The organism is Pseudomonas sp. GP01-A4 (assembly GCF_058780865.1).
Window position 1 is genome coordinate 37784 of record NZ_JBYSWF010000006.1, and the last position, 23279, is coordinate 61062.

Below are 23279 nucleotides of genomic sequence, written 5' to 3' on the forward strand. Positions count from 1 at the left end.
ATCCTTTTTTTTCAGTGCATCTTTCAAATTTATTTAGAGCGACTTCAATGAAACACAAAATCGTTATTGTTGGGGGCGGTGCAGGTGGATTAGAGCTGGCGACTAAGCTAGGTAAGCGCTTTGGGAAATCAGACAAGGCGTCTATTACTCTGGTCGATACCAATCTCACACACGTTTGGAAACCGCTTCTTCACGAGGTCGCTGCGGGTGCGCTCAGCTCGGCTACCGAAGAACTTAATTACCATGCTCAGGCTAATGGAATCACTTTTCCTTTGAGCTAGGCACGATGGAGGGCCTTGATCGAAAGGCCAAGACACTGAGTCTGGCCGCTGTTATGGATGAGGACGATAAGCCTCTCATCGCTCCTCGAACTCTCTGCTACGACACATTGATCGTTGCAGTTGGAAGCAACTCAAACGATTTCGGTATCACTGGAGCCAGAGAACACGCGGTTTTTCTGGACACCCGAAAACAGGCTGATTTTTTCCATCGCAAGTTGTTGAATGCTTATCTCTCCTCCACTAGGCACCAAGATGCTACAGGGGCGATCTCCATCGCTATTGTGGGCGCTGGCGCAACAGGTGTAGAACTCGCCGCAGAACTACGCCATGCGGCTGAAGAGCTTTTTAGCTATGGTTTGGGGCAGGTTAAGCCGGACAATCTTAAGATTACTGTGATCGAGGCTGGCCCTCGGATCTTGCCTGGACTGCCAGAGCGTATCAGTAACTCGGTGTTGAAACAGCTGACTCATCTGGGCGTTAACGTCTTGGTGAACGCTGCAGTATCTGGCATCGACGAAACAGGTCTCACGACACGTGAAGGCGGGGTTTGGGGAGCAACGGAACAGAAAGTGCACTTAAGCTCGGATGTCCTGGAGGCGACCTTTCACCGAAGAGATGTCACTGATCGTCGTCTGGATTGCGCAGCGGTCTCAGCTCACCTCGAGCAACCTCTTCCGGTACCGCGAAGGAGTACCGACCCAGCATGTTGATGTGCTCATAGATCAGCGGCGACAGCCGAGCCAGATCCTCCTCCTGCACCGGGTAGCCGTGCTGCCTTAGCCGTTCCACGGCGGCGGTCATGTAGAGGGTGTTCCACAGCACGATGATATTTACCACCAGGCCCAAGGCGCCGAGTTGGTCCTCCTGACCTTCGCGGTAGCACTGGCGAAGCTCGCCGCGTTTGCCATGGAACACGGCACGGGCCAGGCTGTGCCGGCCTTCGCCGCGATTCAGCTGGGTCAGGGTGGCACGACGCTTGGATTCGTCATCAATGTAGGTCAGCGTGTGCAGAGTTTTCTCGATCCGTCCGAACTCTGCCAATGCCTGGGCCAGACGGGTCGGACGATCCCCCATTTGCAACGTGCGCATGATGCCGGTCGCCGGTACCCGACCGAGCTTGAGCGACCCGGCGAGACGCAGCAGGTCATCCCAGTGCTCGGCGATCAGGTCGATTTTTACCGACTGGCGTGCCAGTCCGTTGAGCTTGCCATAATCCGCGTCTGGGCTCGTGCGCCAGAAGCGGGTACCGCCGACATCGGCTAGGCGCGGGCAGAAGTGATAACCGAGCAGGCGGAACAACCCGAACACCACATCGCTGTAGGCACCGGTATCGGTCATGATTTGTGTTGGCTGCAATTCGGTCTGTTGTTCCAGCACGACCGCTAGCAATACCAGGCTGTCGCGCAAGGTGCCAGGCACCGTGATGGCGTTCAGGCCGGAGAACTGATCGGAAATCAAGTTGTACCAGGTGACTCCCCGTCCGGTACCGAAATACTTCGGGTTGGGACCGGCATGCACGGTGCGCACCGGTACGACGAAACGCATGCCATCGGCGGAGGCCACCTCGCCGCCGCCCCAGACCTGAGCCAGCTCCAGTTGGCTTTGCGCAGACACCAGAATGGCATTGGCTGCTGACAGGGTGTCGTCGCGGAGATAGTTCTGGCTGACCCAGGACAGTCGGTCACGGCGCAGCGCTTGGTTATCATTGCGTATCAGTGGCTCCAGGCCGGTGTTGCAGGCTCCCCCCAGGAGTACGGCACACAGGCTTGTCACTAGGTTATCGGCCCGCGCATTGCGTTCGGACACATGGGTGAAGGCTTCAGCAAAGCCGGTGCGGGCGGCGATTTCCAACAGGATTTCTGGCAGATCGACACGCGGCATCAAGTCGGCCACGGCCGCACGCAGTTGCAGTAGCGAGTTCGGTTCCTCCAGCTTGTCCAGCGCTCCGAGGGACAGCTCAGTTTTACCATCAGCGCTCTCGCTCAACTGGATGGCAGGGTTTTCGGGCAAGCGGGCAGCGACTGCCTGCCACGTTGCATCCAGCTCGACAGACAAGGCGTCCAAGGTGGTTTTGGCATCGATGGTCAGGCCCAGCGAGCGGCAGATGATCGGTCGTGCCGTCAGCCATTCAGCGCCATCGAGCAGACCGATACGCGGGTCGGCATAGCGCCAACTGGGTGAAACAAAGACATCGCGACGACGTAGGGCAGTGCGCAGTGCATCAAGCGTACAGAATACATAGGCACCCATGTCGAGGGAGCCATCTTCGCGGGTGATGTGCTGCTGCCAAGCCTTGGCCACGATCTCCTGTGGAGCATCGTCTTCCGGTTTTCTACGAGGTAGGTTCAGTTGCAACCAGTCCAGACTAGCCGCCACACCCTTGCCAGCTGGACTGAAGCCAAAGCGAATATGCTTCAATAGGTCGGGGAGGAAACGGCGCACGCTGCGGTAGCGCTCCTCCAGGGCGAGGTAATACACATCGTTGGCCGGACGGATCAACGCGGTGACCTCTTCGAGGGCTTTCTCCAGAGTGATACGTGGCAGTTCGTTGAACAGCCGGGCGCGGACGTTGTCATCGCTAATTGAGCTATCCAACACCACCTTGCAGGCGGCGGCGAGCGTTGCTGCCGAGCGATCCAGGTCTTTTAGGCTACGCAACCGAGCTTTCTTGTCGGCCCTCTCTGCGTTGCTGAACAGGTCGCGCAGTAAAGCTTCCAGAACTTCCAGGGCGTCGTCATGCGCAGTCGCCTCCAGACAAAGCGCAAACGCCACCAACGTTGCCATCCGCCACGATGCCGGCAGCCGGTTGATCGCTGTGACCTTGGCCGTGTTGGCAAAGCGTGCCAGGGCCGCGATTCGGCTGGGCGGGATATGCGCCGCTGCGGGCAAGGTGATGCCGATGCCACGCACGTCATCGAGCCGCCGCAGCGCTCGGATCAGTGCAGGCCCACTGATCATCACCGGGCCGAAGCGCAATTGATCCAGGCGGGAGTAGCGGTTACCTTCGACTACTACCAGTAATTCTTGCAGGTGCTGTCTCTGTTCATCGGTCACGCTGCGGCCCAAGGTGAGCCAGAGGCGTTCTTCGACCCGACTGCGCAGTTGCGCGATAAACCGCTCCAGTACGGTTACGCCAGGCAGTAAAACCTTGTGCGTCAGCAACCAGGTCGTCGCCCGATTGAACAGCTCACCAGGACGATCTGTCCCTGTCCAGCAGAGCGTATATAGCCAGCGAGCAAGTCGAAAGCCGACGCTGGAGTCAGCAAACACTTGATAGCCATAACGCTCCTGAATCTCGCCGGCATGACGTTGACGCTGACGGGTTTCAGCATAGGCCAGGATGCAAGTCGGATCATTGATGCCGAGCTGACGACTGAGCGCTTGCAGCACCTCATCCGGAACGGCTGAAAAGTCTTCAGGGAAGGTGCCCAGGTAGCGGACGCTGGTCAGTTGCGTGGCGTAGCCGAGGCGGTTGTGTTCGCCGCGCAGCGGCAGGAGGGCTTTGTGGTCGTCATCGCTCAGGTGAAAATAGCGTTCCAGCTCTTCGCGGCTAGGAGGATCGACATAGCGACCAAAGCCGTCGCGTTGCTCTTGAGTCAGAAAGTCAACCGGCATCGATCACAGTACCTCGGTGCAGACCGCTCCAGTACCATCGCCCGTTGCAGGTTATTGATCATGGCACCCACGTTGGCAAGCTGCAGGATAGCCTGAAGCTTGGGGTAACGACTGGCGCGACGAATTTCATCGAGCTGTGCCCGTGAGGTCACTACCTCGAAACGTGCCGCCCGCCAAGCCTGGTAGATCGCATCGGGCGCGCCATGCGGTGAAATCAGCGCGCTGAACAAGATGTTGGTATCCAACACGACCCGCATCAGCGCCTACGTGCCCAGTGGAGCGCTTGATCAACTGCTTCGGTCAGTTCTGCCTCATTCAGAGGGGCGTTAGCGGCCTTGGCCTGTTCGGCGCTCAGTACAAGGATGTGTGCCCGCACCGTTTCTTCGATGAAGCGCGACAGATCGCCCTTATGCCCACCGCCTTGGCTGGCTAGAAACATGCGAAGCGATTGGTCAGTGTCGGTGGAGACAGCGACGTTCCAGCGAGTGGTTTTCATGATTTTCTCGTCGAAAGGTGTTTATGTGCCTATACACTCACCATACGCCACTCTGCAACAGTTCGAATAAACCTTAGTTTTGTCTAACTTTGACGCGACATGACTCATATCAATTTAAGAGAACAGCACCAATTGATGAGCTCTGACCCACCTTGTGCATGGGATTTCTGACAAGCAAGCATTCAGAAACGCTATGCATCATCTTTGTCTATGCTCAAAACTCCCCTTCAAGAAAGTGAGGCATGGAGCATGGCGCCGGAGACACTGTTCATTACCGAGCGTGGTCTGTTGACGAACAGAAAGGACCCCACGACATGACCCAGACCGAGAAAACCCCTGAGCAACTTCAAGCGCGCATTGCCGAGTTGAAAGCCCAGTATCAGCAGCTGCAGGACAATTACGACGATGAAGTTCTCTTGTGCTCAAGCCTGCTGCGCGCCTTGGTCAACGCTGACGCTGGCTTCTGTGAGACGCTGGTCAAGCATGCCGATTGCTCGGCTGAGCGTAAGGCCGACGCGCTGGATTACCTCGTCGATGCACGCGCGGGGTATGGCTGAGTGGACTGATCATAACGGCGTTTTCGTTCAATCGCCCCCCACAAACAGGCCCACTGCGGTGGGCTTTTTTGCGTCGGCTGGACGCCACAACCCTATAGACTGGTCCATCAGTCATAGGGCGAGTGGTTAATCCACAGGTCGTCCCTTCCCCGATAGGAAACGCTGTAATGCCATTAACCATCACTAATCCTTACCGTCTGCGTTTGGAGTGCCTCCGTAACGTGTCGCCAGGCTGCGCGGACTTGGCCGGACGCATTGTTGTGGCGTTACGTACTGAAGTCATGACCCTATCCACCGCGACTCTAATCGAGGATTTATTCGATCACCTGGACGCAATTGCCGCGCAGCACAGCGGTAGTGTCACGCGTCTGGGTATATGGATGATGGGCTTGATCCACGCCAAAGCGTTGCTAAGCACGGAGGTAGAGACGTTCCTCTCTGACGCCGCCACTTTGGGCGGCCCATCCAGTGTGGGGCCGGCATGAGGGAAGGCATTCACGAAGACGCGCTACGGGCCATGCTCGAGGGCGGCGCGGTGCGCGAGGTGCTGGTCAGCCGGCACGGCGAAAAATGGGGTTTGGGGATTCGTCTGGGCGGCGCCGGATCACGCTGGCTGCCGATCCGCTCGCGGCGCGAAGCACTGCGCACCTGGGCCAGTTTGACCGCCGTGGGACGCTTTGCCGAAGCCCAGGGCGTGAAGGGGTTTATGGTAAATCAGAGCAGCATCAGAGCAGCAAGGGCGCGGCTCTGATGCTCCGCTTCCGACCAACAAAGGTCGGTGGCGATAGTGAGAAGCGTACTAAAAGTGGACCGTACTAGGAGCGATTCAGTTTGCGTCGATTCTCAGTGCGCGTATATAGCTATTCTGATTTTCAAGGTTGCGAACATAGCGCTCAATATGTAATTTGCTCCCAGGTTTTAGCCAATTGAGTGCGCCTTTCACGACAAACCCCAGCATGAAGTCTGCTCCTGTGAGTCGATCTTCGACTAAGAATCTCCTATCCTTTAGATAGTCGTCTAAATATGAAAAAACTTTATCAAATTCCGCTCCGGCGTAATCTTCGAGAAACTTGAGATCAGTTCCAGATTTAATTTCAAATTCGTTAAATACCTTCAACAAAAATGGCAGCATTGCTGAGCTTTCTGAAAAGTGAATCCATGTTAGGTAATCGATGTACTCAGCTGAATCTTCATCAGGCGCTAAGTGAGGCGCAAATCGCTTTATCAGAATTTCCATCATCGCACCCGACTCAGCAATAACCTTGCCATCTAACTCAATAACCGGCGATTTGCCGAGTGGGTGCATGGCCTTGAGTGAAGCGGGTGCTAAATGGGTTTTTTCATCGCGCTGGTATTTGATCAACTCATAAGGCTGGCCTATTTCCTCCAGTAGCCAGAGGATACGAATCGAGCGTGAAGCATTCAGGTGGTGAAGTTTTATCATCATTTTAACTCCGACGGGGTGTGCGCTGGCCCATTAGGCGCAGTGCTGATGGTGTGGTCATTAGACGGTGGCTCGCATGCTACTCGGTTACTAGTCAACCGGTCTACTACTGCTTAATTAGGCTCAGCGCTGCATATTTTGCCTACGGATTGGACTCCCTATGGTGCGATTTACGTTAAGGCTTGGGGCTGCTGTAAGCGCCGGAGGGTGGCAGGCGCGTCTAGATTTAGCTGAATCGAGCTTTTCGATGCCGCATGAGGTGGGTGGCGGATTGGCAGTGTTGCTATAGTAGAGCATTGACATTCAAAGTAGACGACTGGTCTAATTTTTTGGTAATCTTCCGCAATGAAGCAGACTTACGATGATACGCGCCAACATTTACTCGACACCGGCCATCGCATGATGGTGGTTAAGGGCTTTACGGGTGTGGGACTTAACGAGATTTTGCAGGCGGCCAGCGTGCCGAAAGGCTCGTTCTACCATTACTTCAAGTCCAAGGAGCAATACGGCCAGTCCTTGCTGGAGGATTACTTCCGCACTTATTTGGCGAACATGGACGAGCGTTTCGCGGTAAGGGGCAATACTGCCCGCGAGCGGCTCATGGGCTATTGGCAGAAGTGGCTTGATAGCTATTGCGAGCCCTGCGATGAGCAGAAGTGTCTGGTCGTGAAGCTGAGCGCCGAGGTGGCGGACCTGTCCGAGTCAATGCGCATTACGCTGCGTGATGGATCAGATCAAATAATTGAACGTATCGCTGGCTGTATCGAGCAGGGGCAGCGCGACGGCTCGTTGCCGCAAGGTGATGCTTACCGAACAGCGACAGCCCTTTACCAGCTTTGGCTCGGAGCCAGCCTGCTGAGCAAACTCCACCGTAATAGTCGGTCGCTGGAAAACGCCAAAGCTACGACCTTGGCCATGCTGGCGTTTAATCAAGCCTGATGATGAGATTTCCCACCCGTAGGTGGGTGTTCTCTATCATATTTGTAGCAGACTGGTCTAATTAATTTGTGGCACCCCTAACCATTTCTCCAACACCAGCCCTGGAATTTGAACATGCCCCAGTCAAAGCAAGTGAATCGCCGCGTTGTTCTGGCGTCGCGTCCGCACGGTGCGCCTGTCGAAGCGAATTTTCGCATTGAACAAAGCCCCATTCCTCAACCTGCAGAAGGCCAGGTGCTGTTGCGTACCGTTTATCTGTCGCTCGACCCTTACATGCGCGGCCGCATGAGTGATGCACCGTCCTATGCTCCTCCGGTGGAAATCGGTGGGGTCATGGTGGGTGGTACTGTCTGCCGTGTGCTAGCTTCGAAAAATCCGGCCTACAAAGTCGGTGACTGGGTGCTGTCCTTCAGTGGCTGGCAAGACTATGCCCTGTCCGATGGCAGCGACCTGACTCCTTTGGGTAATTCGCCGACTCATCCGTCTTATGCCTTAGGCATATTAGGTATGCCTGGCTTTACCGCTTACATGGGCTTGCTTGACATTGGCCGTCCCCAGACTGGTGAAACGCTAGTGGTTGCGGCGGCTACCGGTCCGGTGGGAGCGACTGTGGGGCAGATCGGCAAGATCAAAGGCTGTCATGTGGTCGGAGTAGCAGGCGGGGCGGACAAATGCCGGCATGCCGTCGAGGTGCTGGGTTTTGATACCTGCATAGATCACCGTGCGCCGGACTTCCCCGAGCAACTGGCCAAGGCCTGCCCTGCGGGTATCGATGTCTATTTCGAAAACGTCGGTGGCAAGGTTTTCGCTGCGGTTCTACCGCTGTTAAACGCCAAAGCCCGTGTGCCGGTCTGCGGCATTATTGCGCATTACAACGATACCGATTTACCCATGGGGCCAGATCGTTTGCCATCTTTGATGGGTGCCATTCTGCGCAAACGCATCAATGTCCAAGGCTTTATTATTTTTGATGATTATGCGCACCGTTACGACGAGTTCTTTAACGAAATGTCGAGCTGGTTGGCGCAGGGGCGGATCAAGTATCGCGAGGAATTGGTGAGTGGTTTGGAAGAGGCGCCCAATGCCTTTATTGGGCTACTAGAAGGTAGAAATTTTGGCAAATTAGTAGTTCGCGTCAGTGACCACTGAATGCCTATTGTTGTGCTGACATAATTTTTGCTCTGCCACTTCACGTTCCTGAGTGGTAGGGCTTTTTTATTTATATATTCCAGTCCAATGGACGCAGCACTGGCTGCAGAGAGCTTTATGACTACACGCAGTAAAGATTTAGGTTGGCGAATTTTGGTGGGCTGTCTGGGGCTATACCCAACGCTCTTATTGGTACTGAGTTTATTGGGGCCGCTGACCCATGATCTGAGCTTTCCGCTGATGGTCTTGGTGGAGGTGGTGGTTTTGGTGCCTTTCACTCAGATCATCTCCTTTCCGCTGGCAGGGTGGCTGGTTTCTCGTTTAAGGCGAATTAATCAGTGAGTACGTGGACTGTTTCAGTCAGCGTCACGTGCCATTAACACATTAAAAAGCGATGACTACAGTTGTCGGCATTAACCCAATTAGGCAGAGGAAATACCATGCAAACGTTAATCATCAACGGACAGTCGCAGCAGGTTGACGTTGCAGCGGATATGCCTCTGCTGTGGGTCTTGCGCGATGTGCTCGGCCTGACAGGGACAAAATACGGCTGTGGCATTGCTCAGTGTGGGGTGTGCACCGTGCATCTCGACGGCCAGCCGATCCGTTCGTGTGTGACTCCTATTTCGGCTGTGGCAGGTCGCTCAATCACCACCATTGAGGCCATCGGTGAGACGGCCGTGGGCAAAGCCGTGCAGCAGGCCTGGCTAGCGCATGAGGTGGTGCAATGCGGTTACTGCCAGTCAGGACAGATCATGGCAGCAACTGCTCTTCTGAATAGCCAGCCGACGCCCGATGACCAGGCGATTGATGCGGCCATGGCTGGTAATCTTTGTCGCTGCGCCACTTACACCCGCATTCGCACGGCCATTCACAGTGTTGGCCGTGTAGAGGAGGCGTGAGATGAAAAAGCCTAACGAAATGAATGTTCATATGTCTCGTCGTCGCCTCCTGCAGGGCAGCGGCATCGCCCTCGGCGGCTTGGTGTTGAGTACCTGGCTACCGCCCTTAGTGTCCAAGAGTGCAGCCGCCGAGGCGGCTGCCGCAGGCCGGCTGGGTGATCGCTCCGCTGAGGGTTACGGAGCCTTTGTTCGGGTTGGCCACGATGGCGTGGTCACGGTGATCTCGCCAAAAATTGAAATGGGCCAAGGCGCACAGACCGGTATTGCCATGATGGTGGCGGAGGAGCTTGAAGTAGGCCTCGATCAGGTCGTTATTCAAGAGGCGCCACCAAACTCGGCGCTGTATACTGACACCTTGCTGCAGTTTCAGGCCACCGGTGGCTCGACTTCTACCCGCTACACCTGGGAGCCGCTGCGTCGGGCGGGCGCCACGGCGCGTATCCTGTTGATCCAGGCTGCAGCGCTGCAATGGCATGTAGCGCCGAGCCTGTGCCATGCGCAGAACGGCCAAGTGTTTGGCCCTGGTGGCTTTCAGGCTAAATACGGCGAACTGGTCGAGGCCGCGGCTACGCTGCCACTACCCACTGACGTACCCTTGAAAACCCCCGAGCAATTCAAGCTGTTGGGCACCCCCGCGCAGCGCCTGGACACGCCCGCGAAGGTCAATGGTAAGGCGCGCTTTACCATCGACCTACAAATCCCCGGCATGCTGGTTGCCTCCACCATCACCTGTCCTGTGTATGGCGGGCGATTGCGTACGGTTGATGATGCTGCGGCACGGCGAGTGCCAGGGGTTCGCGACATCGTGCGATTGGACAATGCCGTGGCTGTTACCGGGAGTCACTTCTGGGCCTGTCAGCAAGCCATCAAAGCGCTGAAAATCGAGTGGGACTTTGGGCCGAATGCCTCTATTGGTTCTACGCATCTGGACCAAGAACTACTCGCGGCCAGTAGCCGTGATGGCGTGGTCGCTAAACGCACCGGCGACATTGAACAAGCCAAGCTACAAGCGGCCAGCCAGTTCGAAGCTGTTTACGAGCAAGCGCTGTTGTCGCATTCGCCGCTTGAGCCCATGAGCTGCGTGGCCCATGTGCGCAAAGATGGCTGCGAGCTGTGGGTCGGCACCCAAGTGCCAGTTTTCGCTCAACAGACAGCAGCCAAAGTCACCGGGTTGCCAGTTGAAAAAATCCAGGTGCATAACCAACTGATCGGAGGGGCATTTGGCCGGCGTTTGGAGTTTGACTTCATCACTCAAGCGGTGGCCATCGCGCGGCAGGTTGATTACCCGATCAAGCTGATCTGGAGCCGTGAGGAGGACATGACCCACGACCTCTATCGGCCGCTGTATGCCGATCGTATGAAAGCCGCCCTCGACGACAAGGGGCGTCCGCTAGGATGGGAACATCGCATTGCCGGCGCCTCAATTCTCGCCCGCTATGCCGGCAGCTTGCCACCCAACGGCGTGGATGCCGATGCCGTTGAAGTTGCGGTGGACCCTATCTATAGCTTGCCGCATTTGCAGGTTCGTTATATCCGCCAGGAGCCTAGCGTCGTGCCTGTGTCGTGGTGGCGAGGCGTGGGCCCGCTTCGCGGCACCTATGCCCATGAGTGCTTCATTGATGAACTGGCGCACAACGCCAAAGCCGACCCAGTGGCCTACCGCTTGGAGCTGATGGCTGAACAACCACGCGCCCAGGCAGTGCTGCGTTTGTTGGTTGAGAAGACTGACTGGAATAAGCCTTTGCCACCCGGACAGGGTCGAGGTGTGGCGGTCAGTGCGGTGTTCGGTAGCTATGTGGCCACTTTGGTTGAACTGGAGATGCAGGGCGACTTTGGCGTGCGCATCAAGCGCCTGGTCAGCGTGGTCGATTGCGGTTTTGCAACTAACCCGACGTCGGTTAAGGCACAGATCGAGGGCGGCACCTTGTTCGGCCTTTCCGCTTCGCTGTTCAACGAAATCCTGATCGAAAACGGTCAGGTGCAACAGACCAACTTCCACAACTACCGACAGCTACGTATCAACGAAGCGCCTGCGGTGGAGGTGCATTTGCTTGCGAGTCTGGAAACGCCGGGTGGCGTGGGCGAGGCCGGTACTGCGTTGATCGGCCCAGCCTTGGTCAACGCCCTTTACGCAGCATCGGGCCAGCGTATACGTCGTTTGCCGCTTAGCCGTTTCGGCTATTACCCGGTTTAAGGAGCTACTGATGAAATTAATAAGAAGCCTACTGATGTTCGCCAGCGGGGCTTTACTGGCGCAAGCGGCCAATGCACAAGAGGATTCCCTCGCTAAAGGCGAATACTTGACGCGCGCCGCCAACTGCGTAGCTTGCCATACCGTGTCAGGTGGTAAACCGTTCGCAGGTGGCGTCGAGTTTAAGCTACCGTTCGGCTCGCTGTTTTCGCCCAACATCACCCCGGACACGCAAACAGGCATCGGCGCATGGACGAATGAAGAGTTTGTAAGCGCGTTGCAGACCGGCGTGGGCCGTGATGGAAAACACTACTACCCGGCGTTTCCCTATACTTCCTACAGCAAAATGTCTCGAGATGACATCCTCGCCATCAAGACCTATCTCGACAGCCTAGAACCTGTCGAGCAGGCACCGCGCGAAAACCAAATTGGCTTCCCGTTCAACCAGCGTTGGGGCATGGTTCTTTGGAATTCCCTCTTCCTTAACGATGAACCATTCCAAGCGGACAGCCAGTACTCTGCCGAGCGCAATCGCGGCCAGTATCTAGTAGAAGGGCCCGGGCACTGCGGTGAATGTCATTCGCCGCGTAACTTGTTCCAGGCGGTCAGTAACGATCGTTCGCTGGCCGGCAACCTTATCCAGGGTTGGAATGCTTACAACATCAGCGCTGACCCGGTGCATGGCATCGGTGCCTGGCCCACGGACGTACTGGCCAACTACTTGAAAGACGGGGCAGCGCCAGGCTTGGGTTTGTCCGCTGGGCCTATGACCGAAGTAGTCGAGCACAGTTTGCGCTATCTGACCGACGCCGACCGTCACGCGATCGCCGTGTTCCTCAAAGACTCACCCGCGCGCAGCGAAGGTGTGGCTCGTCCGCAGCAGGCAGCGCTTGCGGAGCAGGGCAGTGGCAATCCACTCGGCAATAAGTTGTTCGCTGGAGCTTGCGCCAGTTGCCACCTCTGGAACGGCACTGGCAGTCAGAGCCAAACGGCTATGCTGCTAGGTTTGAAGACAGTCAACGACCCTACCGCAAGCAACTTGCTCGGCGTCCTGTTGAGCGGGCATGGCTCGGCCGACGCCCAAGTAAACCGGCGCATGCCGTCGTTCGGGCGCATTTACACCGACCAAGAATTGGCTGCGCTGAGCAGCTTCATCCTGCAGCGCTTTGGGGATAGTGGTGCGCAGGTATCGGCACCGGCTGTGGCCAAGCGACGGACTGAGTCCCTTCATTGAGTGGAGGTATGTAATGTCGGGCCTGAATGCACTGTTGGACGCACTCTTGGTGGAGCGCGAAGCTGACCGAGAGGCGGTGCTTGCGACTGTGGTAAGGGTCGAAGGCTCTGCGTATCGGCGGCCGGGGGCGCGCATGCTGGTTTCGCGTTTCGGCAGGCCTGAGGGCACCATCAGTGGTGGCTGCCTGGAGGCGGAAGTGGCCAAAAAAGCTTGGTGGCTGACCGAAACCGGGCCGACGTTGCGTAGTTACAGCACCGCAGAAGCGGACGAAGCCAGCGAGGAAGCGCTGAGCTTCGGCCTGGGCTGCAACGGTAAGGTTCACGTGCTGTTCGAGCGTCTACCGGCCAGCGGCCCGTGCGCGTTGGTCGATGCCTTGCTCAGCGTGCGCTATACCCATCAACCGGCGGCCATTGCCACAGTGATTGCCAGTCCAGCGGGTGTTTCGCCACGGTTAGGCGAGCGCTTGTTCTTAGTGCCCGGGCAGCGCGCCGCGGGTGAGCTGCGGCACTCGGTGTTGGCTGAGCAGATCAGCTCGGATTTGCAACAAACCCTGGTACGCGGCAAGTCATCCCGCTGTCTCTACCCGAATGGTTCTGACGAGGTGGACGTGCTCCTGGAGTACATACCGCCTGTGCTGCGTCTGGTGATATTCGGTGCGGGCCACGATGCCCAGCCGCTGGTGCGCATGGCCAAACTGTTAGGCTGGCATGTCACGGTGATCGACGGGCGGGCGCACTTCGCCCGAGTCGAGCGCTTTGCCGACGCTGACCAGGTGCTGGTTGGCGATGTCGAACAGCCTTTCGCCTACCGCGAACATGTGCGTGGGGCCGCGGTGGCGGTGATGACCCACAGCCTGGTGCAAGACGCGCATTGGTTGCAGGGCGTGCTGCACAGTGAACCCTGCTATGTCGGCCAGTTAGGCCCGCGCGAGCGCACCGAGCGCCTGTTAGCCGGCATCCACGAGCATTTGGCTAAACCACAGGACGAGCTGCCGGGGCTGGATTATTTGCATTACCCGATTGGCTTGGACCTGGGCGGCGACACTCCGGAAAGCGTAGCCATGGCCATGCTCGCGGAAATTCAGGCGGTGCTCAATGGCCGCAGTGGCGGCAGCCTGCGCTTCAGGTCTGCGAGCATCCATGACAGCGATCCTGTGGTGGTTGGCCGGGATGAAACGGATGTTGTTGCAGAGGGTTGTCGGCATTTCGCCGTGCAGCGTTGACGATTTATAAAGCGAGGAACCCATCAGCATGAGTGAAGCCATAAGTGTTGTAGCGATATTGACAGCCAAGGAAGGTAAAACCTCGGAGGTTGAGCGGGTCTTGCGCGCCTGCGTGCAACCATCGCGCGCCGAAGACGGTTGCCTGTCTTACGTCCTGAGTCGTTGCATTGAGCAGGCCGGGCGTTTTGTCTTCGTCGAGCGCTGGGCCAGCCACGAGGCGATAGCGCGCCATCGGCAGATGTCGCATTACACGGTCATGGCCAAAGCGCTTGACGAGCTGCTGAGCGATCGTCAGGTTTATGTGCTTGAAACGCTGGCGGAGAACATCGAACCCTCCACTGATTCCCACGCGGGCGTTGTCGGGTGATTGTTGATCGACATGGCCGGCGTTTCCGCAAACTGCGCCTGAGCCTGACCGCTGCCTGCAATTACGCCTGCACCTACTGTGTGGCCGATGGCCGTCGGTTAGTGGCGGCGCGGGATGAATTGACGGCCGCGTCGATGCTGCGGGCCGTTGAGTTGCTCAGGGATGTTGCCGGTGTTGAGGAGCTGCGCATTACCGGCGGCGAGCCGCTGCTGAGCGACAGGCTGGAGCCCTTTCTCCGGGGGATAGGCGTATTGGGGTTGCAGGACATTAGCCTGACCACCAATGGCCAGTTATTGGCGGGCAAGCTGCAGTTATTGCGCAGCGCGGGTATCCGGAGGCTCAATGTTTCCCTTGATACGCTTGACCCGAGCGCCTTCCGCAAGATCGCCAAGGGCGGCGACCTGCAAACTGTGCTGAGCGGGATCGAGCAGGCGCGCCGAGCCGGCATGATCATCAAGATCAACATGGTCCCGATGCGAGGCAGCAACCTCGACCAAGTTATGCCCATGCTGGGGTTCTGTTTGGAGCACGGATACGAATTGCGCTTTATCGAACTTATGCGGATGGGCCATTTGGCCCAGCATGCAGAGGCTTTCTGCACACAGTTCGTCGGCCAGCGCGAGCTGCTGGAGCTTATCGGTGAGCGTTATGAATTCACCCAAGCTGAGGCACCAGTAGACTCCACCGCGCTGCGTTATAGCGTTGGCGAGAGTGGGGCATTTGGCATTATTGCCAACGAAAGCGTGCCATTTTGCCGTAGCTGTAGCCGCCTGCGTTTGTCGTCTACAGGCTGGTTATACGGATGCCTGTCCTCGAACCGCGGACATTATATGGGTGAACTGTTGGAGCTGCCGAGTGAACAGGCGCACCCGCAGCTGGCCGGTTTGCTCAGCCAAGCGCTGGGGGACAAACAGGACGCAGCGTTTACCGGCAGCGCGCTGATTATGAAGTCGCTGGGTGGCTGAGGTCAGCGGGCTTGTCGACGTCTTGCAGAATGCCGCTGTCATTGAACGTCACTTCAATCACATGCTGCGCATGGGTGGCTATTAAACCCTTGGCCCCATTCTCCCCTTGCAGTTGCATCAGCTCCGGCCAAAAGCGCCGGCCGAACAACACCGGGTGTCCGCGCTGGCCATCGCAGTAAGCGACAACAATATGTTCAGCGTGCGCATGCGCGCGCAGCTGCAGCAGCGTTGCGAGAGAAACCCACGGCATATCCCCGAGCAGCACCGCCACCGCGTCGGCCTGAGAGTGTGCAAGACTCTTAATACCTGCCGCTAGGCTTGAGCCCATCCCCTGTTTGGCCTGTGCCGCACGAACCACCTGAATGTACGGCGGAATAGCCAGGGCCTGCGCATCGTCTTCAGCCTTCAATACGATCCGAACATCACTGAAGGCTTCTTGCGCCCGCAGCAATGTTGCCACCAGTAGGTTGTTACCGTCGGCCAGCTTGGCCAGGCGTTTGTCGCTGCCAAAGCGTTGTCCGTAACCGGCGGCGAGTACTAAACCGACACACTCCGGGTAGCTGTGCAGTTCTGTCATGTTGAGATGTCCCTCATGGTTTGCCAGGTTATTTATCTCCGCAGCGCTGAGTGTGGACGGGTAGGCAAGGTGTTGAGTGGCAATCAGGTGTGTCTCGCGAGTAAGGCTCCATTATCCAGACGCGGCATGACGGCGTAAGTAATTCTGCGCTACAGCGAAGTCGCTAGCGAGGTGGCGACCGCTTTTGTTGTGCCTGAAGAATACGGCCGTCAGGGTTAAGCCGTGACGGCCGGTGGAGCGGATTTACTCGGCGTAGGTCGGGTAATCGCTGTACCCCTTTTCCGTGCCGCCGTACATGCTGCTTGGGTCGACCGGGTTGAGCGGCCAGCCATTGGCAATGCGCTGCGGCAAATCGGGGTTGGCAATGAACGGGCGACCAAAGGCAATCAAGTCGCCCAGGCCAGCCTCCAAGGTTTCCGCGCCGCGTTGTGCGGTGTAGCGGCCGGCGTAGATGATGCGCCCGCTAAATACCTGCCTGATTTCGCGGCGGAAGCCTTCGGGAAGCGCCGGGGCATTGTCCCAGTCGGCCTCGGCAATCGACAGGTAGGCGATGCCGGCCTCTTCGAGCACCTTGATGGCCTCGATGTAGGTGCTGTGTGGGTCTTCTTCGACAAGGCCCAAATAGACCCTGTCCTCTGCTGTACTTTCAAACAACGGCGCGAAACGCACGCCTAGGCGGTCAGCACCGACAACTTCGGATACGGCCTGGATAATCTCGCGCAGGAAGCGCAAACGGTTGTGCAGCGAACCGCCATATTCATCGTCGCGCTGGTTGCTGTGGGCGGAGATGAACTGGTTGACCAGATAACCGTTGGCGCAGTGAATTTCCACACCATCAAAGCCTGCACTCAATGCATTGCGCGCGGCCTGCGCGTACAGCTGCACCAGTTCTTTTACCTCGGCATTGGCCAATGCGCGAGGTACCGAAGGCTCGGCTAAAGTACCTGCACCTGGACCGGTTTCAATAAATACTTTGACGTTGTTCGCAGCAATAGCCGAAGGCGCTACTGGCGCGGCACCATTAGGCTGCAGCGAGATGTGCGATACCCGGCCGACGTGCCAGAGCTGGGCGAATATGATGCTGCCAGCGGCATGCACGGCATCGGTGACGTTGCGCCAACCTTCGATTTGTTCTTGGCTATGAATGCCTGGCGTCCAGGCATAACCTTGGCCACGGGGTTCGATCTGGGTGCCTTCTGTCACCATAAAGCCCGCCCCAGCGCGTTGCTGGTAATAGGTGGCCATCAATGGGTTCGCGATATTACCTGGCTGTGTGCTGCGCGAGCGGGTCAAGGGTGGCAGAACTATACGGTTGTTGAGCACATAAGGGCCCAGCTGCACTGACTGAAAGAAACGACTTGTATCCATTTTGTGAATTCCTGGTTAGGCCCGCGGCAACCGAAATGGCGCGGGCGAAAGTTGGTATATGCCAGTACTGGTAGAGGCATTAGCCTTACGCGGCCTTAGGCCAGTAGTTTCAGCAAGGCGTGCGCAGTGGCTGCGGAGGAAGCCGGGTTCTGGCCTGTGACAAGCAGCCCGTCGGTTACAACATGGACCTGCCAGTCGGTGTTTTTGCTGTAAATACCGCCCTGCGCCTTGAGCATGTCCTCGACCAGAAACGGCACCACCTGAGTCAGGCCCGCGGCGTCTTCCTCGCTATTGCTGAAACCGGTGACCGCTTTGCCTGCGATCAGTGGCTTACCGTCGCTGCCCTTGACGTGGAGCAATACCGCCGGCGCGTGACAAACAGTTGCGATCGGCTTGCCGGATGCGTTGGCGTGCTCGATCAGGGCGATGGACGTGACATCTTCGGCAAGATCCCACAGCGGGCCATGGCCGCCGGGGTAGAACACAGCATCAAACTCGGCGCTGGAGAGGTCACTGAGCGTTCGCGTATTTGCCAACGCTTTCATGGCGGCGGTATCGGCCTCAAAGCGACGAGTGGCGTCGGTCTGGAAGTCGGGCTCGTTACTCTTCGGATCCAGCGGTGGCAGGCCGCCTTTTGGCGATGCCAGAGTCAACTGCGCACCGGCATCGAGGAAGGCGTAGTAAGGCGCGGCAAGCTCTTCAAGCCAGAAGCCGGTCTTTTCGCCCGTGTCGCCCAGTTGGTCGTGGGAGGTTAAAACGACGAGGATTTTCATGCGGTTTACCTTTTGCTTCAATACGCGGGTTGGCGTTTTTCAGTTAATTGCTGCGCCGCTAATTAATGGGCGCATCGAAGAGGGCTTAGAGACTCGCCTCTAAAATCTGGCGGCTGACGTCTAGGGTGACGTTGCTGTGTTCACCCAGTGCCGTCAGGCGGTGAGCATCTAGCTGCTTGAGCAATCCGTCGATGTCGTCCGCGTCGAGTTGGTAAGCTGCTAGGCGCGTGGGTAAGCCCAGGCTCTCGAAGAACGTCCGGGTCTTCTGGATGGCGGCATCAATGCGCTGCTCGTCATTACCTTGACTGATGTGCCATACCCGCTCGGCGTATTGCAGCAACTTGGCGCGCTTGGCCTCACGGCGAACCTCTAGGTTGGCGGGCAATACGATTGCGAGCGTGCGTGCGTGATCGATGCCGTGCAGTGCGGTCAGCTCATGGCCGATCATGTGGGTGGACCAGTCCTGCGGCACGCCCGCGCCGATCAGGCCATTGAGCGCTAAGGTAGCGGTCCACATGAGGTTGGCGCGGGTGCTGTAGTCCGCGGACTCTTTCAGTATTTGCGGGCCGATTTCGATCAGTGTTTGCAGCAGCCCCTCAGCGAATCGGTCCTGAACCCGGGCATCCACCGGGTAGGTCAGGTACTGCTCCATCACATGCACGAACGCGTCGACCACACCGTTTGCCAGTTGGCGAACAGGTAGGGTTTGCGTCTTACTGGGGTCGAGAATCGAGAACTGCGGGAACACATGGACGCTGCGAAAGGGCAGCTTGGCTTGCGTCGCCCGGCGAGTGACCTCTCCGTTATGGTTCATTTCAGAGCCGGTGGCGGGAAGCGTCAGCACGTTAGCGAACGGAAGCGCTTGGCGGATTCCTGCCCCGCGTGTTTCCAAAATGTTCCAGGCATCGCCCTCGTAACCGACCGCAGCCGCGACGAACTTGGTGCCGTCGATCACCGAGCCACCACCCACTGCGAGCAGGAAGTCCAGCTGCTGCTCACGGACCTGCGCCACGGCCTGCATCAAGGTTTCGTAGCTTGGGTTCGGTTCTATACCGCCGAACTCCTGTACATGCCGGGCACCCAGCGCTTCATTTACTTGCGCCAGGGTGCCGGTCTTGCGAGCGCTCTGGCCGCCGAAAAGCACCATTACGCGTGCATCGGTCGGCACCAAATCATCCAGGCGGGCGATCGTGTCGGGGCCAAAGACAATGCGGGTGGGATTGTAGAAGTCGAAATTAAACATGCAGTTACCTATAAATAGACCAGTCTGCTATTCGATGTGCAGAGCTAGATGCGCTACCTGTCGCGGCTTAGCCTTATTCATTGGCTGATGCGAGCATTCGTTGGTCTGGATTAGGCAGCTGGCTACAATATAGGTAGAAATAGACCAGTCGTCTATGGCAAAGTGGGTTACGTTGAACGTGCCATTGAGGTTGACTTGAACCACCTTCGCCCACTCAGCCGGATCCAATTTCTCGACAGGAGCGGTAGGCCCTGAGATACCAGCGTTATTAACCAGGACGTCCAGGCCGCCCAGGGTCTTGGCTGCCAGCGCGACCATTTTTTCAATGTCAGCTTGACTGGAGATGTCGCACAGGGTGGTTTGTACTCCTGGGAAATCCGTTTCGAGTTTTGCTAGGCCATTGGAATCAATGTCACAAACAAAAACCTTGGCACCTTTGGCCGTGAAGGCTTCGACAATGGCACGGCCGATACCACCCGCCCCTGCTGTAATCAAAACACGTTGCGCCGTCATGCTTAGTCTCCTATCACGTAAGAACAGGCAGAGCCGTAAATCCGGACTCTCTAGGGTTACTCAGTCACGTATACGATAGCTCCCGAGTTTTAATAAATGAAATCTATGATTGATATATGTCATATAATTAGACCAAATAGGTTTAGGGGAGGTCTGAAGTCCCCCCCCCCGATTTATTGACATTCCAGCCATTGGGAGTTCAAAAGTCGGTGGACAGCCAAAAATCAGGTGTTGGTTCTACTTAATTTATTGTTTTTCCTTTGAATAACACCTTTTATCCGCGCATTTCGCGAATCACAGGCGCACCACTTCCGCAACCAGCAGCCGTTTTCGCATCTTCAGGTTCGACAAGGCAAATAGCGTGGTCTGTTGCGCGGTGTTTTTCATCCGTCCGCGATAGCGCACTTTCGTATTGCCAAACTGGCGTTTGATCACTCGAAGTGGATGTTCAACCTTGGCCCTTACTGTAACTACGCTCGGCCTAATACTTCTGGTTGGCTTTCTAGGGTATGGCGTCAGCTTGGTGTTGTTCGTCCTTGCCCTTCGCGGACTTGGAAACGCTCGAGTCGGTGCGTGCTTCTCAACGCCTCCATTTCTGGGGGCGGTTATCTCGATTCTGATCCTGGGTGAGTCAGTGTCGCTTTTGTTCTTATTCGCTGCCGCATTGATGGCCATCGGTGTCTGGATTTATCTCACCGAAAATCACGCTCACGAACATCAGCACAACCCCTCAAGCACAGCCATCGTCATATCCATGACGAGCACCACCAGCATGAGCATGAATTCGACTGGGATGGAGTGGAACCACGTAGCCACTTACATGAGCACGCCGCGATCCAGCACACCCACTCGCACTTCCCCGACATCCATCATTGTCACAAACATTGATCCTATTGGGCAGATCGACAGTATTCACTTTGACGGGCACCGACTCGGCTGCTGGCCAAATGCGATATCAGCGTAATATGGGTTTATCCCGCATTTTATCCGAGAGCCATGTCAGCCGGGCCTTCCTGCTGGCTGGTGTTGGCCAGGGACGGCGAATCCGTCTCATGCCTGTCCCACCTCTGTCCGCCATTCCGTCAAAGCGTGGTCAAAGTGGCGGACACCAGGGCATAGGCATACCCCATAACCTTGTCACTCTCCGACACACCGTGTTGATTCCTATACTGAGTGTCATTTCCTACACGCCGGAACCTGAGAAAACCTGATATTCAAACCGCAGGTGGCGGGTCATTCATGGGGGTTTGAGCCTCTGAGCCTCGAGACACATTCCGCAATATGTTATTGCTCAAGCCTATCGACGAGCCAACCGATAAACATCTGTGATAAATCCGTAGGCAAACTCAATCTACTGCTTGGAGTATTTATGTTCGGCTGGATCAGCAATATCCGTGTAGGTACCAAGCTCGGTCTTGGGTTCGGCCTGGTATTGGCGCTGACTTTTTTCCTTGCTCTCACCGGCTGGATAGCCATCAATGTTCTTGCTGAACGCGGCGTCAAAGTACAGGACATCGCTCGTGTCAGCGAGATGACCAAGGACCTGCGAATTCATCGTTTGCAGATGGAGCTCAACCCAAAGGGGGAGAGCTCCCGGATGATCCTCCAGACGCTCGACGAACTGGCTGGGTATTTGAACTCTGCGCGTGTCCAACTGACTGTGCCCAGCGATGCGGCGCTGATTGATCAGCAGAAAACCGCGGTCAAGGTGTATCGCGATGCCTTGGGCGCCTTAAACCAGGTGGGAACCAATCTGGCTCCGGTGTTCGCCCGAATGGGCGCGCAAGGCGACATTTTGCTCAATACCACCCAGCAGTTGATAGCGTCGCAATCTGCCAAGCGCGATGCCGATTCGTCTTTTGCTAAAACTCTGCTTGCTAGTATCGCTGCGCTGGCGTTGCTGCTCGGCGCCGTCGCGGCTTGGATCATTACCCGGCAAATCGTTACACCGTTGCAAAATGTCCTCAAGGACGTCGATCGTATTGCCTCCGGCGATTTGAGTCAGGATTTGGAGGTTAATCGCCGCGATGAGCTGGGTCAACTGCAGAGAAGCCTGCAACAGATGACCACCAGCCTGCGCGAACTGATTGGCGGTATCGGCGCCAGTGTCATCCAGATTGCTAGCGCTGCTGAAGAGTTGTCAGCCGTCACCGAGCAGACCAGTGCTGGTGTGAACAGCCAAAAAGTCGAAACTGATCAAGTTGCTACTGCCATGAACGAAATGACCTCCACCGTGCAAGAGGTCGCGCGTAATGCGAAAGAGGCCTCTGACGCCGCCGCTACCGCAGATAAGCAGGCCCGCGAAGGTGACAAAGTTGTTGGTGAGGCCGTGGCTCAAATCGAACGCCTGGCTATCGAAGTCGGCAACTCCACCGTGGCTATGAGTAATCTCAGAGAGGAAAGCGACAAAATCGGCGGCGTGCTTGATGTTATTAAGGCGGTCGCACAACAAACCAATCTACTCGCTCTCAATGCCGCCATTGAGGCAGCGCGAGCGGGTGAAGCTGGACGAGGTTTTGCGGTAGTTGCCGATGAAGTTCGTAGCTTGGCGCAGCGTACCCAGCAATCTACCGAGGAAATTGAAACGCTGATCTCCAGCTTGAAAAACGGCACTCAAGAAGTCTCCGCCGTTATGGAGAGCAGTCGTATATTGACTGATAACAGTGTTGAATTAACTCGTCGTGCCGGAACCTCTCTGGAAAATATCGCCCGCACGGTGTCTACAATCCAGTTGATGAATCAGCAGATTGCCTCAGCCGCTGAACAGCAGATCGCAGTGGCTGAAGAGATTAACCGTAGCGTGCTGAACGTGCGTGATATTTCTGAACAAACCGCTGGCGCGAGTGATGAGACAGCCGCCTCAAGTATCGAGTTGGCACGCTTAGGTCATGAACTTGACGACTTGGTTAAGCGCTTTCGACTATAGGGCTGGTCTAAAGCGCACCCCAATCAGCTATCCAGGATAGATTGAGGCTGACGAGCATGACTGCATGGGGGCGCTTCACAAATTGGAGTAGCGCTTTACGCAACACCTCCGCAGGCTTGTTCCGCAACTGGCCAAGCTGCCAGTGAAAAACACTGCAATATCGTGAAAACCATAGTGGAAACCAGCGTCTGGAAACCATGACTTTTGACAGCAGGTGCGCCGCTGTCTGGTTTGCTGTAGTGCCGTACCCAGCGGGCCAGATTTGCCCCAGCACATGCTCAACGAATTATCGGAATCACCGACGCCAGCGATCAAGGACTGATCGCGTTACGGGCTTGCCAGGCGTACGTCAGGGCCGTGGTGCGCTAAGCTGATCTTGAAGGTTAAGCCATGCACAAGGAGCGGCGATGGATCAGCATTTTATTTGGATGGGAATACTACTGATCGTTTCCTGGGTCGTAAGCGTGTCGCTGATTATGTACGTGCTCGCCAAGTAGAAAAGCAAAGCCCCGGAGGT

21 protein-coding genes and 5 pseudogenes are annotated in these 23279 nt (G+C 56.7%); 16 read left to right on the forward strand and 10 right to left on the reverse strand.

Annotated features, from left to right (window positions below):
• Positions 1-47: 47 nt before the first annotated feature.
• A pseudogene (locus AC3WKX_RS06000) lies at positions 48-829 on the forward strand (NAD(P)/FAD-dependent oxidoreductase); the annotation flags it as partial.
• Between the two features lie 70 nt (positions 830-899).
• Here the strand turns inward: AC3WKX_RS06000 and AC3WKX_RS06005 are convergent.
• The 3 genes and pseudogenes from AC3WKX_RS06005 to AC3WKX_RS06015 form a co-directional block, all read right to left on the reverse strand.
• A complete protein-coding gene (locus tag AC3WKX_RS06005) occupies positions 900-3896 on the reverse strand; it encodes a Tn3 family transposase (RefSeq protein ID WP_102605450.1) in 2997 nt (998 codons plus the stop codon).
• Positions 3897-3919: 23 nt separating this feature from the next.
• Positions 3920-4153 (reverse strand): annotated as a pseudogene (locus AC3WKX_RS06010) (putative toxin-antitoxin system toxin component, PIN family); the annotation flags it as partial.
• Positions 4153-4392 (reverse strand): ribbon-helix-helix domain-containing protein, encoded by a 240-nt coding sequence (locus AC3WKX_RS06015; RefSeq protein WP_102605451.1) that lies wholly within the window; start codon positions 4390-4392, stop codon positions 4153-4155. The gene AC3WKX_RS06015 and the pseudogene AC3WKX_RS06010, both read right to left, overlap by 1 nt.
• Before the next feature lie 314 nt (positions 4393-4706).
• Between AC3WKX_RS06015 and AC3WKX_RS06020 the strand changes: the two genes are divergently transcribed.
• From AC3WKX_RS06020 to AC3WKX_RS06030, 3 genes are all read left to right on the forward strand, one after another.
• The gene (locus AC3WKX_RS06020) at positions 4707-4949 is read left to right on the forward strand and encodes a hypothetical protein (RefSeq protein ID WP_102605452.1); all 243 of its coding nucleotides are present in this window, start codon (positions 4707-4709) and stop codon (positions 4947-4949) included.
• A gap of 167 nt (positions 4950-5116) precedes the next feature.
• A complete protein-coding gene (locus AC3WKX_RS06025; protein WP_095030924.1) occupies positions 5117-5434 on the forward strand; it encodes a hypothetical protein in 318 nt (105 codons plus the stop codon).
• A complete protein-coding gene (locus AC3WKX_RS06030; protein ID WP_095030925.1) occupies positions 5431-5700 on the forward strand; it encodes a hypothetical protein in 270 nt (89 codons plus the stop codon). Before AC3WKX_RS06025 ends, AC3WKX_RS06030 begins: the two co-directional genes overlap by 4 nt.
• A gap of 75 nt (positions 5701-5775) precedes the next feature.
• Here AC3WKX_RS06030 and AC3WKX_RS06035 read toward each other — a convergent pair whose 3' ends face one another.
• Positions 5776-6396: a glutathione S-transferase family protein gene (locus tag AC3WKX_RS06035; protein ID WP_173883064.1), complete on the reverse strand. Its 621-nt coding sequence runs from the start codon at positions 6394-6396 to the stop codon at positions 5776-5778.
• 342 nt (positions 6397-6738) lie between these two features.
• Between AC3WKX_RS06035 and curR the strand changes: the two genes are divergently transcribed.
• The 9 genes from curR (at position 6739) to AC3WKX_RS06080 (ending at position 15362) form a co-directional block, all read left to right on the forward strand.
• The gene (gene curR, locus AC3WKX_RS06040) at positions 6739-7332 is read left to right on the forward strand and encodes a TetR family transcriptional repressor CurR (RefSeq protein ID WP_095030926.1); all 594 of its coding nucleotides are present in this window, start codon (positions 6739-6741) and stop codon (positions 7330-7332) included.
• Between the two features lie 114 nt (positions 7333-7446).
• Positions 7447-8481: an NADPH-dependent curcumin/dihydrocurcumin reductase gene (gene curA, locus AC3WKX_RS06045; RefSeq protein ID WP_095030927.1), complete on the forward strand. Its 1035-nt coding sequence runs from the start codon at positions 7447-7449 to the stop codon at positions 8479-8481.
• A 117-nt stretch (positions 8482-8598) separates the two neighbouring features.
• Entirely contained in the window at positions 8599-8823 is a 225-nt protein-coding gene (locus AC3WKX_RS06050) for a hypothetical protein (RefSeq protein ID WP_095030952.1), read from the forward strand.
• 98 nt (positions 8824-8921) lie between these two features.
• Positions 8922-9383: a (2Fe-2S)-binding protein gene (locus AC3WKX_RS06055; RefSeq protein ID WP_095030928.1), complete on the forward strand. Its 462-nt coding sequence runs from the start codon at positions 8922-8924 to the stop codon at positions 9381-9383.
• A 1-nt stretch (position 9384) separates the two neighbouring features.
• On the forward strand, positions 9385-11577 hold the full coding sequence (locus AC3WKX_RS06060) for a xanthine dehydrogenase family protein molybdopterin-binding subunit (protein WP_102605453.1): 2193 nt from the start codon (positions 9385-9387) through the stop codon (positions 11575-11577).
• Positions 11578-11587: 10 nt separating this feature from the next.
• Entirely contained in the window at positions 11588-12808 is a 1221-nt protein-coding gene (locus tag AC3WKX_RS06065) for a cytochrome c (protein WP_095030930.1), read from the forward strand.
• A gap of 13 nt (positions 12809-12821) precedes the next feature.
• Entirely contained in the window at positions 12822-14030 is a 1209-nt protein-coding gene (locus AC3WKX_RS06070) for an XdhC family protein (protein ID WP_102605454.1), read from the forward strand.
• Between the two features lie 28 nt (positions 14031-14058).
• Positions 14059-14397, forward strand: a complete 339-nt coding sequence (locus tag AC3WKX_RS06075; RefSeq protein ID WP_095030932.1) for a putative quinol monooxygenase — start codon at positions 14059-14061, stop codon at positions 14395-14397.
• Complete coding sequence (locus AC3WKX_RS06080) at positions 14394-15362, forward strand: GTP 3',8-cyclase MoaA (RefSeq protein WP_102605455.1); 969 nt, start codon at positions 14394-14396, stop codon at positions 15360-15362. The genes AC3WKX_RS06075 and AC3WKX_RS06080 overlap by 4 nt, the downstream gene beginning before the upstream one ends.
• Here the strand turns inward: AC3WKX_RS06080 and AC3WKX_RS06085 are convergent.
• From AC3WKX_RS06085 to AC3WKX_RS06110, 6 genes and pseudogenes are all read right to left on the reverse strand, one after another.
• Positions 15340-15939 carry a nucleotidyltransferase family protein gene (locus AC3WKX_RS06085; RefSeq protein WP_102605456.1) on the reverse strand — a complete coding sequence of 200 codons (600 nt, stop codon included), beginning with the start codon at positions 15937-15939 and terminating at the stop codon, positions 15340-15342. The two genes, AC3WKX_RS06080 and AC3WKX_RS06085, sit on opposite strands and share 23 nt — an antisense overlap.
• A 243-nt stretch (positions 15940-16182) precedes the next feature.
• Positions 16183-17307: an alkene reductase gene (locus AC3WKX_RS06090; protein ID WP_095030935.1), complete on the reverse strand. Its 1125-nt coding sequence runs from the start codon at positions 17305-17307 to the stop codon at positions 16183-16185.
• A gap of 95 nt (positions 17308-17402) precedes the next feature.
• The gene (locus AC3WKX_RS06095; RefSeq protein ID WP_102605457.1) at positions 17403-18080 is read right to left on the reverse strand and encodes a type 1 glutamine amidotransferase domain-containing protein; all 678 of its coding nucleotides are present in this window, start codon (positions 18078-18080) and stop codon (positions 17403-17405) included.
• A gap of 85 nt (positions 18081-18165) precedes the next feature.
• Entirely contained in the window at positions 18166-19323 is a 1158-nt protein-coding gene (locus AC3WKX_RS06100; protein WP_102605458.1) for an iron-containing alcohol dehydrogenase, read from the reverse strand.
• A 27-nt stretch (positions 19324-19350) separates the two neighbouring features.
• Positions 19351-19836: an SDR family NAD(P)-dependent oxidoreductase gene (locus AC3WKX_RS06105; RefSeq protein WP_256579817.1), complete on the reverse strand. Its 486-nt coding sequence runs from the start codon at positions 19834-19836 to the stop codon at positions 19351-19353.
• 294 nt (positions 19837-20130) lie between these two features.
• Positions 20131-20337 (reverse strand): annotated as a pseudogene (locus tag AC3WKX_RS06110) (transposase); the annotation flags it as partial.
• On the opposite strand from AC3WKX_RS06110, the pseudogene AC3WKX_RS06115 reads away from it, so the two are divergent.
• The 3 genes and pseudogenes from AC3WKX_RS06115 to AC3WKX_RS06125 all read left to right on the forward strand — a co-directional run.
• Positions 20309-20724, forward strand: a pseudogene (locus tag AC3WKX_RS06115) (EamA/RhaT family transporter); the annotation flags it as partial. The pseudogenes AC3WKX_RS06110 and AC3WKX_RS06115 sit on opposite strands and share 29 nt — an antisense overlap.
• Before the next feature lie 481 nt (positions 20725-21205).
• The gene (locus tag AC3WKX_RS06120) at positions 21206-22762 is read left to right on the forward strand and encodes a methyl-accepting chemotaxis protein (RefSeq protein ID WP_102604613.1); all 1557 of its coding nucleotides are present in this window, start codon (positions 21206-21208) and stop codon (positions 22760-22762) included.
• Between the two features lie 252 nt (positions 22763-23014).
• A pseudogene (locus AC3WKX_RS06125) lies at positions 23015-23131 on the forward strand (lysis protein); the annotation flags it as partial.
• Positions 23132-23279: the final 148 nt, after the last annotated feature.